At 29.1% G+C, this 17,232-nt stretch carries 18 protein-coding genes, 5 tRNA genes, 1 pseudogene and 2 other annotated features; of the genes and pseudogenes, 23 read left to right on the top strand and 1 reads right to left on the bottom strand.

Translation table 11 applies throughout. The features are described 5' to 3' along the window. From BD821_RS13425 to BD821_RS06805, 13 genes and pseudogenes are all read left to right on the top strand, one after another. Window positions 1-192: hypothetical protein (locus BD821_RS13425; protein ID WP_423236758.1), on the top strand; the 192-nt coding region annotated here is incomplete at its 5' end. 153 nt (window positions 193-345) lie between these two features. Next, window positions 346-421: transfer RNA gene (locus BD821_RS06860), tRNA-Val, on the top strand. A gap of 137 nt (window positions 422-558) precedes the next feature. Beyond that, a tRNA-Asp gene (locus tag BD821_RS06855) sits at window positions 559-635 on the top strand. A 6-nt stretch (window positions 636-641) separates the two neighbouring features. Then, window positions 642-717, top strand: a tRNA-Phe gene (locus BD821_RS06850). A 12-nt stretch (window positions 718-729) separates the two neighbouring features. Further along, window positions 730-804, top strand: a tRNA-Gly gene (locus tag BD821_RS06845). Between the two features lie 4 nt (window positions 805-808). After that, window positions 809-883 (top strand) — tRNA-Cys (locus tag BD821_RS06840). A gap of 286 nt (window positions 884-1,169) precedes the next feature. Continuing rightward, window positions 1,170-1,730, top strand: coding sequence for an RNA polymerase sigma factor (locus BD821_RS06835; protein WP_104409833.1), 561 nt, complete (start codon window positions 1,170-1,172; stop codon window positions 1,728-1,730). Continuing rightward, entirely contained in the window at window positions 1,723-2,451 is a 729-nt protein-coding gene (locus tag BD821_RS06830; RefSeq protein WP_104409832.1) for a hypothetical protein, read from the top strand. Before BD821_RS06835 ends, BD821_RS06830 begins: the two co-directional genes overlap by 8 nt. A gap of 2 nt (window positions 2,452-2,453) precedes the next feature. Next, window positions 2,454-3,317, top strand: a complete 864-nt coding sequence (locus BD821_RS06825) for an ATP-binding cassette domain-containing protein (protein ID WP_104409831.1) — start codon at window positions 2,454-2,456, stop codon at window positions 3,315-3,317. Beyond that, the gene (locus tag BD821_RS06820) at window positions 3,318-4,595 is read left to right on the top strand and encodes a hypothetical protein (protein WP_104409830.1); all 1,278 of its coding nucleotides are present in this window, start codon (window positions 3,318-3,320) and stop codon (window positions 4,593-4,595) included. Window positions 4,596-4,603: 8 nt separating this feature from the next. Then, window positions 4,604-5,752 (top strand): hypothetical protein, encoded by a 1,149-nt coding sequence (locus BD821_RS06815; protein WP_104409829.1) that lies wholly within the window; start codon window positions 4,604-4,606, stop codon window positions 5,750-5,752. A gap of 214 nt (window positions 5,753-5,966) precedes the next feature. Beyond that, window positions 5,967-6,164: a cold-shock protein gene (locus BD821_RS06810; RefSeq protein WP_029453020.1), complete on the top strand. Its 198-nt coding sequence runs from the start codon at window positions 5,967-5,969 to the stop codon at window positions 6,162-6,164. A gap of 59 nt (window positions 6,165-6,223) precedes the next feature. After that, window positions 6,224-6,501 (top strand): annotated as a pseudogene (locus tag BD821_RS06805) (DUF1003 domain-containing protein); the annotation flags it as partial. A 104-nt stretch (window positions 6,502-6,605) separates the two neighbouring features. Here the strand turns inward: BD821_RS06805 and BD821_RS06800 are convergent. Beyond that, window positions 6,606-7,319: a DUF6873 family GME fold protein gene (locus BD821_RS06800; RefSeq protein WP_104409828.1), complete on the bottom strand. Its 714-nt coding sequence runs from the start codon at window positions 7,317-7,319 to the stop codon at window positions 6,606-6,608. A 166-nt stretch (window positions 7,320-7,485) separates the two neighbouring features. Here BD821_RS06800 and ytxC point away from each other — a divergent pair, with 166 nt between their 5' ends. The 10 genes from ytxC to BD821_RS06750 all read left to right on the top strand — a co-directional run bounded on the left by ytxC (window position 7,486) and on the right by BD821_RS06750 (window position 17,165). Continuing rightward, on the top strand, window positions 7,486-8,385 hold the full coding sequence (gene ytxC, locus BD821_RS06795) for a putative sporulation protein YtxC (RefSeq protein ID WP_029453023.1): 900 nt from the start codon (window positions 7,486-7,488) through the stop codon (window positions 8,383-8,385). A gap of 74 nt (window positions 8,386-8,459) precedes the next feature. Continuing rightward, window positions 8,460-8,584: a sequence feature (ribosomal protein L20 leader region), on the top strand. 49 nt (window positions 8,585-8,633) lie between these two features. Further along, window positions 8,634-9,125 (top strand): translation initiation factor IF-3, encoded by a 492-nt coding sequence (gene infC, locus BD821_RS06790; protein WP_242850878.1) that lies wholly within the window; start codon window positions 8,634-8,636, stop codon window positions 9,123-9,125. A 21-nt stretch (window positions 9,126-9,146) separates the two neighbouring features. Next, complete coding sequence (rpmI, locus tag BD821_RS06785) at window positions 9,147-9,344, top strand: 50S ribosomal protein L35 (protein ID WP_029453025.1); 198 nt, start codon at window positions 9,147-9,149, stop codon at window positions 9,342-9,344. 29 nt (window positions 9,345-9,373) lie between these two features. After that, window positions 9,374-9,733 carry a 50S ribosomal protein L20 gene (rplT, locus tag BD821_RS06780; protein WP_029453026.1) on the top strand — a complete coding sequence of 120 codons (360 nt, stop codon included), beginning with the start codon at window positions 9,374-9,376 and terminating at the stop codon, window positions 9,731-9,733. 132 nt (window positions 9,734-9,865) lie between these two features. After that, complete coding sequence (locus BD821_RS06775) at window positions 9,866-11,212, top strand: TrkH family potassium uptake protein (protein ID WP_029453027.1); 1,347 nt, start codon at window positions 9,866-9,868, stop codon at window positions 11,210-11,212. Between the two features lie 11 nt (window positions 11,213-11,223). Continuing rightward, the gene (locus BD821_RS06770; protein ID WP_029453028.1) at window positions 11,224-11,889 is read left to right on the top strand and encodes a potassium channel family protein; all 666 of its coding nucleotides are present in this window, start codon (window positions 11,224-11,226) and stop codon (window positions 11,887-11,889) included. A 19-nt stretch (window positions 11,890-11,908) separates the two neighbouring features. After that, a complete protein-coding gene (locus BD821_RS06765; RefSeq protein WP_226104256.1) occupies window positions 11,909-12,703 on the top strand; it encodes a TrmH family RNA methyltransferase in 795 nt (264 codons plus the stop codon). A 31-nt stretch (window positions 12,704-12,734) separates the two neighbouring features. Then, window positions 12,735-12,975, top strand: a binding site (T-box leader). A gap of 55 nt (window positions 12,976-13,030) precedes the next feature. After that, on the top strand, window positions 13,031-14,050 hold the full coding sequence (gene pheS, locus BD821_RS06760; RefSeq protein ID WP_029453030.1) for a phenylalanine--tRNA ligase subunit alpha: 1,020 nt from the start codon (window positions 13,031-13,033) through the stop codon (window positions 14,048-14,050). A gap of 55 nt (window positions 14,051-14,105) precedes the next feature. Further along, entirely contained in the window at window positions 14,106-16,478 is a 2,373-nt protein-coding gene (gene pheT, locus BD821_RS06755; RefSeq protein WP_104409827.1) for a phenylalanine--tRNA ligase subunit beta, read from the top strand. A gap of 87 nt (window positions 16,479-16,565) precedes the next feature. Beyond that, on the top strand, window positions 16,566-17,165 hold the full coding sequence (locus BD821_RS06750; RefSeq protein WP_029453032.1) for a cell division protein ZapA: 600 nt from the start codon (window positions 16,566-16,568) through the stop codon (window positions 17,163-17,165). The last annotated feature ends 67 nt before the right edge of the window (window positions 17,166-17,232 follow it).

The raw sequence follows: 17,232 nt of genomic DNA, 5'->3' as shown, positions 1-17,232 counted from the left end.
GGCGTTATAGATACTGTAATTCGTGAAATACCTTTATCCGCTTCCGCGGTTAATAAAAAGGGTACGAAATCTAAAGAATATAAGATACATACCGCACCTATTCCTTATAGTGGAGCCGCGGTTACTTTGGGAAGAAAAGTAATACAAAAACTTTGTGGATTAAAAGGATTTGGAGATCTTAGCTACAATTAAGAATAAAAATGGGCATGGTAAATTATAAATATCTCATGTAAAATAATGGATAATAAATTAAACAAAATAGTTGCCCACTTTTACTTGACTCAAACAACTGTAAAATTATATATTGACAACCTTTAATAATAGTATTATAATAAAAATGGTTGAGGGCGCATAGCTCAGCTGGGAGAGCATCTGCCTTACAAGCAGAGGGTCACAGGTTCGAGCCCTGTTGTGCCCACCATTTTATTTTTATCCTATATCTACTATATTTATACATAAGTCTTTTAAGACTAAGTTTTATATAGTGACGATATTGGACTAGAATTCTAAGTTTTTGATAAAGTTTAAACTTTACTCTAATTAGGGATTCTAATTTATGGCCTAGTAGCTCAGTTGGTTAGAGTGCCGGCCTGTCACGCCGGAGGTCGAGGGTTCGAGTCCCTTCTGGGTCGCCATAAAGTGGCTGGATAGCTCAGTCGGTAGAGCAGAGGACTGAAAATCCTCGTGTCCCTGGTTCGATTCCTGGTCTAGCCACCAAAAAAATATGTTGCGGGAGTGGCTCAGTGGTAGAGCGTCACCTTCCCAAGGTGAACGTCGTGGGTTCGAATCCCATCTTCCGCTCCAATAAGGCGCTATAGCCAAGTGGTAAGGCAAAGGTCTGCAAAACCTTTATTCCCCGGTTCAAATCCGGGTGGCGCCTCCATAAAATCACTTATATTGTGATACAATGTAAAGTCCTTGATTTCAAGGGCTTTTTTTGTTGTATCACGAATATCGCATCTATTAATAAATTCTCTAAGGGCTAATGATGGTAAATGATAGCGTAGTGCCTTTATAATAAAGGTGATAGGGTTTTATAATATATCAAAACAAAAAGATAAGAAAATACAAGTTTTTTAAAACTATTTTTAAAGGGATTACGAATACTAGTATGTACCGGTATTAAATAAAGAAACATATATACAGTAGATTTATAAAAGGAGGTAAAGATGCTAGACCATGAACTGAAGCTTATAAAAAACATTCAAAAAAAAGGCCACAGAGAATCTGCTAATATACTTATCAAAGGCTATTATAGTGAAATTTATGGCTATGTCTTTAAGCAAACCTCCTGTAGACAATTAGCGGCAGATATAACCCAAGAGATTTTTATTAGTATGATTAGGTCTATAGACAATTATAATGTGGAAAGATGTTCTTTTAGAACTTGGATATATAAGATAGCTAGTAATAAAATAATTGACTACTATAGGTCAAAAAACTATAAACAATGGACAAGCTCAATGACTATAGATTGCATAGAACTTAAGGCTAAAGGGGATATAGAGGATGATTTTATAAAACGAGAAAAAGTAAAAGATATTTTAGTTATAGTTAATAATTTTGAAGCTAATCTTCAGCAAATTTTTAGAATGAAGATTTTTGCTGATATGACCTTTAAAGATATAGGAAATGCTTTGGATTTAAATGAATCTACTGTAAAAACGAAGTATTATAGCATGCTAAAAAAGATTAGAATAATGTATATGGAGGAAACTCATAATGAGTGATTTAGAAATCAATATGGATGAAATTTTAGACAAAGGTTTAAAAGGAAAAGAGGGTTTCTTTTCCTATTTGAAAGCTATTAGAAAGGAATTAGGTTTTAAATATATATTTCATGATAAAAGTGAGTTAATATTTATTATTATACTTTTAGTGTTAGCCTTTAGCTTCTTTGGTTTACAATTCAATACGAGTAACAGCGGTGAAATATATTTTGATTATAGGCTCAAAGTTTACACCTTTTCTACTTCTCCTATTTTTTACTTTTTTATTTGTTCCTATAGTTTTATAAGTAGTAGAGTTCATGGAATTTACGAACTTCAGGCTACTTGTAAATATAACTTTTATAATATCACAGCTATAAGAATGTTTATTTTTAGCATAGTAGCTATGGTTATAAACACCTTGATTGTAGTTATTATGTTTTTGGTAAAAAGAAATTTCAATGTGATGGAGATTATAATAGTGTCCATATCAGCCTTGTTTATATTTTCTACATTATATATATTAGTTTTAATAAATTTTAAAGGTAGGTCATATAAGTACTTAATAATGTCATTATGGTTGTGTTCACCTATGCTAATGGTATTTGATGTTACTAATAAACCTATAAAATTATTAGATGAAATACCCTTATATATTCATCTAATAATCACTTTTATAACGGCAATAATATATATAAAGAATTTAAGAAAGCTTATAAAGGTTAAGAGAGGAGAAATTTAAAAATGCTTACAATCAATAATTTAACTAAAAGTTTTGATGATTATATTGTTTTAGAGGATATAAATCTAGAATTTAAAAATGGGGTTTATGGATTACTTGCTCCGAATGGAGCTGGAAAAACTACTTTAATAAAGCTTCTTACTACACTTATATTCCAAACTAAGGGTGAAATTCTTTATGAAGGCACTGATATTATAGCTTTAGATGAAGAGTATAGAGGTATTTTAGGTTATCTGCCACAAAAATTTGGCTATTATAAAAACTATTCACCAAAGCAATTTCTAATTTATTTAGCAGCACTAAAGGGAGTAGATAAGAAAGAAGCTATATTTAACATAGAAAATTTGTTAAATTTAGTAGCCTTAGAGGATGTAGCTAATAAAAAGATGAAGAAGTTTTCGGGTGGTATGATACAAAGAGTAGGTATAGCGCAATCTTTATTAAATAATCCTAAAATCATAATCTTAGATGAACCTACCGCAGGTCTAGATCCAAAGGAAAGAGTAAGATTTAGAAATATATTAACAGACTTAAGTAGGGATAGAATAGTGATTATATCCACTCATATAGTTAGTGACATAGAATTTATTGCGAACGAAGTTATTATGCTTAAAGATAAGAAGATATTATATAAGGACACTGTAGAGAACATTTGCAGAACTCTTGAAGGTAAGGTATATGAAACGGAAATAGATTTTTCAGAAGTTAGAAGGTTTAGAGAATGCCATATTTCATTATCAGAAAAACAGGAAAATGGCAGGATGAAGCTTAGATTTATAGAAGAGTCAGATAGAAATGAAGATTGGAAGCTTGTTAGTCCTAACCTAGAAGACGTATTTTTGTATCAATACAATGAGGGTATATAGATGTTAGACTGTAGTGAAATCTTTAAACACGAAATAAAAAAGATCTTCAAATCTCCAATAGTAATAGTAGTTTTTTTAGTTTTTTTAGCATTTGATTTATTTACAGTTTTTAATGGATATAAACTTAGAAATAATCTAGGTGTTTTAAATAATATTGTAGATGAAGTAGGATATAAAATTGATGATGAAATGATGGCTAAATTTAAAGTGTATTATAAGCAAAACCTAGATGAAGCTATTATAATAATAAATAAAAAAGAAGGAAAAAACTATAATTCTATTTCAGATTATTTAAATGAGGATAAAGCTGCTTTTTATAAAGAGAAATATAATAAAGATGAAGAGCAAATAATAAAAGTTACTGGTGAAATAGAAGATTATTATATGGCAATACCAAACCTTATTGAAAGTTATAATAATACTGATATCACTAAGATCTCTGGAAAATCTATTGAATTTCTTAATTTATCCGGTGAAGCCGAAGAGATGTCTAAACAAGGGTTTGAAAAGTTTAATAATAGATTTACACAAATCAAAGAAAATGAAGAGCAAATGTATCTATTTTTTAATGGTAAGAACTATGATATGCACGGATTTTTGTATAAGGACATACTTAGAAACATTATTATTCAGATGATGATATTGATACCACTGATAGCCACCTTTTTTATGAATTATGAATTTGAGAATGATACTAGCTTAGTAGCCTATAGCTCAAAGCGAGGAAGAAATTTAATTTGTGATAAATTAAAAGCTATTATAGTAGCTGTTTTGATTTTAGGTACGGTGCTTTTAACTATTGTTTTGATAACATTTTTCTTTGTATATGATTATAGTAGGGTTTGGAATACATCTATAAGCAGTTTTTTTTACTCGGGAGGCAAGAACCTTTATATGAGTTGGTTTAACTTAACAGTTAAACAGTATTTAATGTTGATGATATTATTAACCTACAGTTGTTTTTTGCTTTTTACTAGTATAGCTTTTGTAATTGGAAGATTTATAAAAAATAGCTTTATAGGATTCGTTAGTTTTTTTATTATAAGCGGTATTGGATTTATGCTACCATCTTTTATAAGTGGTAGTAGTAGATTTAGGATTTATTCTGCATTTACACCTTTTACCTTGATTTTCAATCTAGAACTTAGGTTTATGGAAAGCGGGGGATTAACTATTTTTAAACATTATGAGCTAATAACTATAATCAATTGGAGCATTATAATGATAATAGTTATGTGGTATTCAATAAAAAGCTTTAAAAAGCAATGTATAAGTTAGGGGGAACCATGAGAATTATTTTTAATGAAGTTAAAAAGATTTTAAATATAAAAAGTATATTTGTTCTATGTATCATAAGTTTTGTTATGTATTACATGTTTATAAGTTCTGAAATAAATCTATTTCCTAGTCGTGGAGACGAAGAGATTTATACAATAGCTAAAGAGATGATAAAGCAAAAAGGTAATCATTTAGAGGATGAGGACTTAGGATATCTTAAAAATTTAGAACTGAATTTTAAAAAAGAAGCTGATAATTATCTTAAGGAAAATGAATATGCTAAGGAGTTGGGGGCTGATAGTTATGACAAATTCCAGGAATTTAATTCAAATCTAAAAGGGGAAGTTAAAAAGCTGGATGAGTTATCTAATAACATATCTTTTAAAGAGATAGAAGAGTCACTTTCAAAGATCCGATCTATGGGATATTTTATTGATAATTTTGAAAATAAAGATAATAATTCATATATTGAAAGCGGAGCACAAAAAGATAGATTAACAGAAATAAACAAAACTAAAGTAAATAATGACATTCTACCTTGGTTTATATTTGATAATTATAACAGTTTTATAATTAATACTACTTTACTTGTAATAGTATCTATAATATTTATTTTAGGACCTATATTTACTAAAGATGAAGTGGTGAATATGGAGGTGCTTCAGTATACTACAAGAAGAGGAAGAAGATTATATAAGGATAAAATAGCTGCAGTATTAATATCTGCGTTTATAATGGTTACTTTAGAATTAAGTATACTATTTACTTTGTTTTTAACAAGACAAAATACTGTAGAGCTTTTTTATAATTCAAACATAAATTCCTGTTTTAAATATGGGGCTAATTGGTTTGATTTAACACTAATTCAATATATTATTTTATCAATTATTATTGTATATATCTTAGCTTTTGCCTTAGCCCTTATAATTTCTTACGTATCAAGAAAATCGCATAGATATATAACTTTCACAGGAATATCACTTTTAATAGTAATAATTTTAAGCAAAATAATAACTAGTAATACTATAATGCTTGGAATTGGTTCCATAGATATACCTAGGTTTTTGGTATTTGGATTTATATCAGCTATGGTTTTAATAGGAGTAGTTTCTTTAGAAGTAAGATATAAAAAAGAAAAGCTGTTAGATATATTTTAGCCTAGTTGTAAAATGAAAACATATTATGTAAGATATGGACTGATATAGGATGCAATTTCAACTAATTTTTAAATAATTGAAAAAATAATTAAAAATAGCTTGATTTATGTAGCAAACTAGCCTATGATTAATTAATAGCTTAAATTTAATAGTAAGTAGTAAAATACGAATACAAAGAGTTTAAGAAAAATAAAATTTCGGAGGTACACAATATATGAACGGAACAGTTAAATGGTTTAACACAGAAAAAGGATTTGGATTTATCACAGGAGACGACGGAGTAGATGTTTTTGCACACTTTTCTCAAATAAATGTAGAAGGTTACAAAGCTCTTGAAGAAGGACAAAAAGTTTCTTACGATGTAGTTGAAGGACCTAAAGGACCACAAGCAGAAAACATTACTATTATCTAGTTAATAAATGTTTTAGACCTTAGATAGTTATCTATCTAAGGTCTTTTAATTTTTAAAGGAACAATTCTTTTCATGATTACCCTTTCGTATTTTTAAATCTGATTTTATCTTGTCTTGCAGCGATACAGGCCCCGTAATTATGATGTCACAAAATCGTCAAACAGAAAAAGATAGATTAACAGCTTCCAATGACTATCTTGTTAATTTAAAATCAGAGATAATAGTAGAAGACTTACATAATAAAATTGATCTTCTTATCTGCCAGCAAGAGCAGTATAAAAAGGATCAAGAAATGTTATTAAAGATAATAGAGGAACTAAAAGATAAAACTTATTAAGTCTTCCATAAATAAAAAAGATATCTATATTTATAGATATCTTTTTTATTTAATTATAGTCATAGTTATATTAAAATGAAAGCACACTAAAAAGTCAAATGAAGTTATAGATATTTACTTTCTATTATAAATAAGCTACCTCTATCGGTTAAAGCGCTTTCTTTTAAATAAAATGGAGTTATATTATGCTTTTTTAAAAAGCTTTTAACTTTATCTCCATAAATATACTTATCTAAGCTTCCAAAGAAGGCCAGTGTGTTTTTGTCTATAAGACCACAAGTGCCACCTATAAATCCATAATTCAATGGGTGAAGCTCTATGTCTCCAGGTGGCAATAATAATACGTCTGCGCCTAAGGATTCTAAGGATTCTTTTATTTTAATATCATTAGTTAAAAAAGCTTCTTTGGAAATTATAGCAGTAGAACACTTAGTATAACCTTGAGATACATTTAAAAGCTTTTTATCCTCTATATAATTCAATAAGTTTTTATCTGTATAAGTTAGATTGTGCAAAAAGAATCTTTCTGTATTTAGGGCATTTAATATTATATTTTCAGGGTAATTAAATCCAATGTCCTTAGATGAAAGATGTACATTGTATCCTAATTTAGAAAGCTCTTTTATAAAGTTTTCATTAATTTTAGGATGGACCATTATATCAGATTTAGATAATATATTAATTTGTATATCAGGATGACCACATATGGCCTCATAAACCCCGCTGTAATAAGGACATTTTAAAACTTTTATATTTAAACCTTCCAAACTTTTAATCTCCTCTTTGGAAATCCTAAAATCTACTATAGCAACCTTCATTTTGTACCTACTTTCTATTATGTATTTTAAAATTGTTATTTTGGATACAATGTAATGTGTTTAAAGATATATTTATGTAGTTTATAGATATGTCGATATTTGTTATAAAATTTTTGTATATACATTAGTTTAAAACACATACTATGTTTAAGAAGGGAGTGATATCATGGTTCTACTTACTATAATTTATGAAAGTGGTTTAGATATTGCACCAAATATACAAGATGTAGTTGAAATCTTTAAAAATAAAGACATTAATCTTGGTATTTGTGAAAGTCAAAATAACAATACTCACTTCATTAAAATAATGTGTGATGATAAAATATACAGTGAATCGCTAGTGGAAAAGGTTAATTATTATATAAGCGATTGTATATATGATATAATAATAAGGCTTATATGTGAAGAAGATATTTATAATTTTATTCTAGATAATTATTTCTTTTTAAATGAAGAAGAAATAAAGGATATAGAAAAACAAATAATTGATATATTAAAATATAATAACTCCCTAAAGGAAGAAACAAGCATTTACTATGAAAACAGAAAAAATCATATATTACTAAAAATTAAATCCTGCCTAGAAGAAAATAGGCAGATTAATATAGATGGATATATTACATTTAGGGTTAAGGACTTAATGGTAGATATAGAGGATATATCCAATAAGGTTGTAGAGAATTATATGATAGAAAGAGAATATAATGAATTTATAAGGCTTCTTAAATACTTTGTAGATATTCAAGAAAGTAAGATAGATAAGGTTAATATAATAATATCGAAAGAGGGCACTTATGATGTAAAAGATGATAAAGGTAATAGTATATTAAACACCTTTGTAGCTGATGTATTAGAAAATGAATTTAATGACCCCTCAATTAATACTGAAGATATTATAATAAGCGGGCTAATAACAAATGTGCCAAATTCTATAATAATTCATGGAATTTCTTACTGCTTAAATAAAGAATTTATTGAAACTATAAATAAAGTATTTACCTATAGGGTGGAAATATGTGATGGATGCAATGAATGTAAGGGGAAACCACTTATATTTTCCACATAATATTTAAAAATATAAATTTTAATGTCTAACATTATATTTTTATTGACATCATAAAAATATAATGTTAGAATAACGTAGTAAAGAAGAAACAGCCGTTTCTCACCTTACAGCATTGCTAGTAAGGTAATTAAGCTTAACTTTAATATATAAAGTTGATTTGTTAATTGAGACGGCATTTATGCCGTCTTTTTTAGATCTTATATATTTTGAATTACATGGAGGTGAAAAGTATTAATAAAAACTTAATTATGAATGAAAAAATCAGAGAAAAAGAAATAAGGGTAAATGATGATAATGGCCCATTAGGTATTATGTCATCTAAAGAAGCATTAGAAATAGCTGAAGAAAGAGAACTTGATTTAGTTATGATATCTCCTAATGCAAACCCACCTGTTTGTAAAATTATGGACTATGGCAAGTATCTTTATGAACAAACCAGAAAAGAAAAAGAAGCTAGGAAAAAGCAAAAGATTGTTAATGTTAAAGAGATAAGATTTAGCCCTACTATAGAAGAACATGATATTTCTATAAAGGCTAAAAGAGCTAGAGGTTTCTTAATGGATGGGGATAAGGTAAAAGTAACCGTAAGATTTAGAGGCAGAGAAGCTGATTATGCTCATGTAGGAAATAAGATATTAAAAAGTTTTTTGGAAAAAATGGAAGATATATGCGTAGTGGAGAAGCCTGCCAAACTAGAAGGAAGAAACATGGCTATGGTTTTGGCACCTAAAAAAGCGTAATTCTGGAGGGAGGATCTTATAATGCCAAAAATGAAAACTCATAGAGGAGCAGCAAAAAGATTTAAGTTAACAGGAAGTGGAAGACTAAAGAGAGCTAAGGCTTTCAAAAGCCACATATTAACTAAAAAATCACCTAAGAGAAAAAGAAACTTAAGAAAAACAGGATATGTATCAAATACTCAAGAGAAAACAATGAAAAAATTATTACCATATTTATAATATACATCACACGATAGGAGGTTTATAACATGGCAAGAGTAAAGAGAGCAGTAAATTCTCGCAAAAACCACAAGAAAGTATTAAAGCTTGCAAAAGGATATTACGGTGGTAAGAGTAAGTTATTTAAAACTGCTAATGAAACAGTTATAAGAGCACAAAGAAATGCTTATGTAGGAAGAAAACTTAAGAAGAGAGACTATAGAAAACTTTGGATCGCAAGAATAAATGCGGGTACTAGAATGAATGGACTTTCATATTCAAAATTTATGAATGGAATCAAATTAGCTGGAATTGATATAAATAGAAAAATGTTATCAGAAATAGCTATAAATGATCCTGAGTCTTTTTCAGATTTAGTAGCAGTAGCTAAACAACATATAAATGCATAATAAATAATTATATTAATGCGACTATAGTCGCATTTTTATTTATATTAAATCCAACATATAGTAGCATTATCTTATAAGATAATGCTACTATATGTTGGATGATAATATAAAAATTCTTTTGAGGTGATAACAATGCAAATAAGCTTTTTAAAAAGGATAAGTCTAAATGCAGTACAGATATTAGCAATAGGGTTTGCAATAGTTATATTTATAGGTGCTGTAATGCTTACATTACCAATATCATCTTCAAATGGTACGGTTACTAATTTCCTGGATTCTTTATTTACATCTACATCAGCAGTTTGTGTAACAGGGCTAATTACTGTGGATACTGGAACACATTGGAGTTATTTTGGAAAAACTGTTATAATGTTATTAATTGAAATAGGTGGTCTTGGATTTATGTCTTTTGCTACTTTAATAGCATTACTTATGGGCAAAAAGATAACATTAAAAGAAAGATTATTATTACAAGAGGCACTTAACGCTTCTAATATTCAAGGACTAGTAAAGCTTGCTAAATATTTACTTATATTTACTTTATCAGTTCAATTTTCTGGAGCCCTTTTATTATCCACACAGTTTATACCAGAGTTTGGTGTTGGAAAGGGAATATACTATAGTGTATTTCACGCTGTATCAGCCTTTTGTAATGCTGGTTTTGATTTGATCGGTAACTTTTCGAGTTTAACAGGTTATGCTAATAACTCTGTTATAATACTTACTATAGCAGGATTAATAGCCATAGGAGGATTAGGTTTTGCTGTTTGGGCAGAGTTATATAATTATAAGAAGTCTAAAAGGCTATCTTTGCATACAAAGGTAGTAGTTTCAATGACATTATTTTTAATAATAGCTGGTAGTATATTAATGTTTATATTTGAATTTAATAATCCTGGAACTATGAAGGGTATGTCATTTAAAGGGAAGGTATTATCTTCTATATTTGCATCAATTTCACCTAGAACCGCTGGGCTTAATTCTATACCAACAGACGCTATGAGTACAGCAGGTAAATTTTTAACTATAATTTTGATGTTTATAGGAGGTTCCCCTGGATCTACAGCAGGAGGTATAAAAACTACTACAGCCGGAATCTTGCTTATGACAGTAATTTCTGTAATTAGAGGAAGAAATGATACAGAGGTTTTCCATAAAAGGATTTCTAAAGAAATAGTTTATAGAGCTTTTGCTGTCACTACTCTTGGACTTGCATTAGTTACTGTTGTGACTATGATACTTTCTATAACAGAAGTTGGAGCTAGTTTTGAACACTTACTATATGAAGTAACTTCAGCGTTTGCAACGGTGGGGCTAACTCTTGGGCTTACAACTAAGCTTACGTCAATAGGGAAGGTGCTTATAGCATTAACTATGTATCTTGGAAGAGTAGGTCCTATGACTGTGGTTTTAGCTTTGACGAATAAAAAAGGAAATAATGCAATTAGATATCCTGAAGAAAAGATAATGGTTGGATAGGAGTGAGAGTTATGAATAATAAACAATATGTAGTTATTGGGCTTGGAAGATTTGGAACATCTGTTGCTAAAACTCTTTATGAAATGGGTCATGATGTTTTAGCAATAGATATGAATGAAGATGTTGTACAGGAAATATCAGATGATGTTACCCACGCTATTCAAATGGATGCTACAGACGAACATGCATTAAGAACTTTAGGTGTAAGAAACTTTGATGTAGCTGTTATAACTATAGGATCTAACATTCAAGCTAGTGTAATGGTTACTCTTTTGATGAAAGAGCTAGGAATAAAATATATAATAGCTAAAGGTCAAAGTGAATTACATGCAAAGGTACTATATAAGATTGGTGCAGATAGAGTAGTATTACCAGAAAAGGATATGGGGATGAGAGTTGCCCATAACCTAGTTTCTTCTAATATATTGGATTATATTGAACTTTCACCAGATTACAGTATAATTGAGGTTAAATGTCCTAAACAGTGGGCAGGTAAAACATTATCAGAATTAAATGTTAGAGCTAATCATGGTATTAATATAATGGCTGTAAGAAAGAAAAATGAAATCAATATTTCTCCAATGGCAGAAGATATAATTGAACCTACGGACGTATTAATTGTTATAGGTGCAGAGGATGATCTGTCAAGACTAGAAAGTACTATATCTGTAGATTAAGGTAGGGGGTATAAGAGCTTTGAACCTAATTGAAAGTAAAAATAACCCGCTAATTAAAGAAGTAAAAAAACTTCATGAAAAAAAATATAGACTCTTAATGGGAAAATTCATAGTAGAAGGTCTTAGATTTGTAGAGGAAGCTTTAAATAAAAGTTATTTAACAGACTCCTTATTTATAAGTAAAAATTATGTGGATAAATATAATTATTTATTAGATAATAATCTAATAAATGAAAAAAAAGTTTTTATAGTTGAGGATAATATTTTTAAATCCTTGTGTTATACAGAAAGTCCCCAAGGAATAATAGCGGTTTGTAATATAACTAAAGAAAAATTTAATATTACAGATGGGTTTTATATTCTTGTAGACAAGGTACAAGACCCTGGTAACTTAGGAACTATAATAAGATCTGCCCATGCAAGTGGTGCAAAAGCAGTTATATTAACTAAAGGAACAGTAGACTTATATAATCCTAAGGTGCTTAGATCTACTATGGGTTCTATTTTCTATATACCAATAATAGAAGATGAGAGGTCTGAATATATAAATGAACTAAAGGCTAAAGGGTTTAAATTTTTAGTTAGTAGTTTAGATACAGAAGAAAACTTTTATGATATAGAACTAACTAAAAATCTAGTTATATGCGTTGGAAATGAAGGTAATGGAATTAGTGAAGATATTTATAAATTAAGTGATATTAAAGCTAAAATACCTATGCCAGGTGGCGCAGAATCTTTAAATGTATCTATAGCAGCCTCTATAATGATGTTTGAAGTTATAAGACAAATAAATTCTAGTATTGAATTTATTTAAATTAGTATGTATAATGATTTTAACTAAATAAATAATGGCAATGAAAGAGAAAGTAAATATAAAATATGATGTTAGATATTCATGAATGTATTTTCAGGGAGAAGGGGTCAAAGACTGAAAGCCTCTTTAAATATAATTATATTGAAGTTCACTCTGGAGCACTAACTGTGAAATATAAGTAGTAGTTAGCGGATAAAACCGTTAAATTTAACTAAGGTAGTAGTGTTGCAAACTACTAATTAGGGTGGTAACGCGGATATTCCGTCCCTTTTTTGGGACGGTTTTTTATTTACCCATAATTATCAAAGATAGAAAGGAGAAAATAAGATGAAAGAAAATTTAAAGCTAATAAAGGAAAGAGCAATAGAAGAATTAAAGAAAGTTAATTCTACTAATGATATTGAATCAATAAAAATTAAGTATTTAGGTAAAAAAGGTGAACTTACTGGTATATTAAGGGGAATGGGAGGCTTACCTAACGAAGAAAGACCCATAATAGGAAAGCTAGCAAACGAAGTTAGAGAATCAATAGAACTTTATATAAACAATGTGGCAAAAAACATAAAAGAAACAGAAAGATTAGAAAAATTAAGTGAAGAAACTATAGATATATCACTTCCAGGAAAGAAACAGATAATTGGTAAAAGGCATCCTTTAGACCTTACATTAGAAAGCATGAAAGAAATATTTATGTCTATGGGATTTTCAATAGAGGAAGGTCCAGAAGTGGAGCTTGATTACTATAATTTTGAGGCTCTTAATATACCTAAAAATCATCCTGCTAGAAGTGAACAAGATACTTTTTACATAAATGAAAAAGTGGTTTTAAGAACTCAGACATCACCAGTTCAAGTAAGGGTTATGGAAAATCAAAAACCGCCTATAAAAATGATTTCTCCAGGAAAGGTTTATAGATCTGATGCTGTAGATGCCACTCACTCACCTATATTTTATCAAATGGAGGGGCTAGTTATAGATAAGGGTGTAACCTTTGCAGATCTAAAAGGAACCTTAGATATATTTGCTAAAAAGATGTTTGGAAGCAATGTTAAAACTAAATTTAGACCACATCACTTTCCATTTACAGAACCTTCAGCAGAGATGGATGCTACATGTTTTGTATGTGAGGGTAAGGGATGTAATGTTTGTAAAAATAGTGGCTGGATTGAACTTTTAGGCGGTGGAATGGTACATCCAGATGTGCTTAGAAACTGTGGTATAGATCCTGAGGTTTATAGTGGATTTGCCTTTGGTTTTGGAGTAGATAGAATGGTTATGTTAAAGTATGGAATAGATGATATAAGGTTGTTATATGAAAGTGATATAAGGTTCTTAAAAGAATTTTAATTTAAAAGATTTTAATAAAAACATATTAAAAAAATTAATCGAGGAGGAATAGTGGATGAAAGTACCATTTACGTGGCTTAAGGATTATGTAGATATAGATATAAATGTTAATGAATTAGCAGATAGGTTGACTCTTTCGGGATCAAAAGTTGAAGAGGTTATAACAACTGGAGATGAAATTAAAAATGTAGTAACAGCAAAGATAGTTAAAATTGAACCACATCCAGATGCAGATAAACTTGTTATTTGTCAGCTTGATATAAAAAAGGATGAATATTTGCAAATAGTTACTGGGGCTAAAAATATGAAAGAGGGAGATATTGTTCCAGCGGCCCTTCACGGCGCTTCTTTAGCTAATGGACTTAAGATAAAAAAGGGTAAATTAAGAGGAATACCTTCTAATGGAATGATGTGTTCAGAAGAAGAACTAGGACTTGCAGAAGAAGGCACTGCTCTTGGGTTAATGATATTACCTACAGATACACCAGTTGGAGAAGATATTAAAGAGGTATTAGGTTTAAATACTTCAATTATAGATTTTGAAATAACCTCAAATAGAACGGATTGTATGAGTGTAGTCGGTATAGCAAGAGAAACAGCAGCCACTCTTGATGTAAAATACAAAATGCCTAATACAAATTATAAGGTTTCAGAGGAAGAAAATATTAAAGATATGATAAAGGTTGAAGTAAAGGATTCATTATGTAAAAGATATATGGCAAGGTCTATTAAAAATGTAAAGATAAAATCATCACCATCTTGGATGCAAGAAAGATTATTAGAGGCTGGAATTAGACCTATAAATAACGTGGTGGATATAACAAATTTTGTAATGGTAGAGTTAGGTCAGCCCATGCATGCTTTTGATATGAGGTATATAAAAGGAAATTCTATAATAGTTGAAAGAGCTACATCAGAAGAAAAGTTTATTTCTTTAGATGAAGTTGAAAGAGATTTAAACGAAAATGTTTTAACTATAAGAGACGAGGAAAGAGCAATTGCTCTTGCAGGAATTATTGGGGGGTTAAATTCACAAATAAAAGAAGATACAAAGGTAGTATTACTTGAATGTGCAAACTTTGATGGAACTAATATAAGGGTAAATGCTAAAAAGTTAGGGGTTAGAACGGAGTCTTCTTCCTTATTCGAAAAGGATTTAGATCCTAATCTAACAAAAATAGCATTAGATAGAGCTTGTAGCTTAATAGAAGAGCTAGAGGTTGGCGAAATTATAAGTGGAACTATAGATTACTACGAAGATAAAGTATTGGAAAAAGAACTAGCTGTAGATTATAAATGGATTAATAAGTTTTTAGGAACATCTTTAAGCAAAGAAGATATAAAAGGATATTTAGATAGGCTAGAGTTAAAGACTTTAGTAAAAGAAGATATGTTAATAATAAATGTTCCCACATTTAGAAGAGATATAAACATAAAAGAAGATGTAGCTGAAGAAGTTGCAAGGATTTATGGTTACAATAATATACCTTCTACATTCAATAAAACTGTAACCCTAAAGGATGGCAAAAATCTAAAGCAAAAATTAGATGATAAAACTATATCAGTACTTCTTAATAGTGGGTTAAATCAATCTATAAGCTATTCTTTTGTTAGCCCTAAGGTTTTTGATAAGATTAATGTATCTAAAGAAAATGTTTTAAGAGATACAATATCAATTAAAAATCCTTTAGGTGAAAATTATAGTATTATGAGAACTACTTGTATTCCATCTATGATGGAATCTTTGGCTAGAAATTATTCCAGAAACAATGAAGAAGTTTCTTTGTTTGAAATAGGAAATGTATATATAAAAACTAATAAGGATTTACCAGAAGAAAGAAATACCTTGGTGATAGGCCTATATGGTGAAGTAGAATATCTTAATTTAAAAGGTGCTATAGAAAATTTAGTGGAAGCTTTAGGAATAGAAAAAACACATTATGAAAGACAAAGTGAAAATCCAACATTTCACCCTGGTAAAACAGCTAACTTATTTATAGGTAAAGAATGCGCTGGAATATTAGGAGAAGTACATCCTAATATTACTGAAAAGTACGGTATTGATACTGAATGTTATATAGCTGAAATAAATTTAGATATACTATATAAAAATGCTAATATAATTAAAAGATATAAAGCGTTACCAAAGTTTCCAGCAGTTACGAGGGATATTGCTTTAATAGTAGATGAAAATACTTTTGTTCAAGAAATTCAATCAGTAATAAAAAATACTGGAGGGAATTTAGTAGAAAGCATTAATCTTTTTGATGTATACAAAGGAAAACAAATAGAGGATGGCAAAAAAAGTGTTGCATATGCTATATCCTATAGATCTGAAACAAAAACCCTTACAGATAATGAAGTAAATAAAGTACATGATAAGATAGTTAGAGCATTAGAATATAAGTTAGGGTGTAAATTAAGGTAAAATTTCGTATTTCCTGAAAGTAAATTATGTGATAGAATATAAATATATATTAATTAAAATATGAATTTATCTAAGAGGGTGTTTTGCATGAATGTGATCACTATAAAAATAAATGGAATAGATTATAACTTAAAAGGCGAAGAAAATGAAGAATACTTAAATGAGATTGCAAGTTATGTAGATAAAAGGTTAAAAGCTTTAATGGATAATAATAAAAAGTTAAGCGTTTCATCTGCATCTATTTTAACAGCAATGAATGTAGTAGATGATGTTTTTAAAACTCAATCTAAACTTTTAAGTCTCACAGAAAACATATCAAAACTTGAACAAAGAGAGCTAGAGCTTACAGAACAACTAGAAGTTCTTAAGAAACAGTTGATTCATATGGAAAATTATAATTATGAACTTAAAAATAAGATAATTTTATTAGAATCTGAAACTCATGATAAAATTGATGAGGAAGAAGTAATTGAATTAAAGAATCAAAACAAGACTTTGGAAGAAAATAGTAAAGGCTATTTAAAAGAAAACCGTGAACTTAAGGTAAATAACAAGGAACTAAAGTTTCAACTACAATCTGCTAAGTATAAACTTATAGATATGCAACATAGACTTTTAGAAAATCAAATTGATTTAGTAAAAATAAAAAAAGAAAAGAATCCATTAATAGCAGATAAAGTCAAGTAAAAACATAAGCCTATACAAGATTAGAGTGTTGACCATGTCAGCACTCTAATTTCGTAAATGAGCTAAA

This window comes from Clostridium algidicarnis DSM 15099 (assembly GCF_002934235.1).
Lineage (GTDB): Bacteria > Bacillota > Clostridia > Clostridiales > Clostridiaceae > Clostridium_L > Clostridium_L algidicarnis.
Note: the sequence above shows the minus strand (reverse complement) of the source record. Positions and strands in the feature narration are given on the sequence as shown.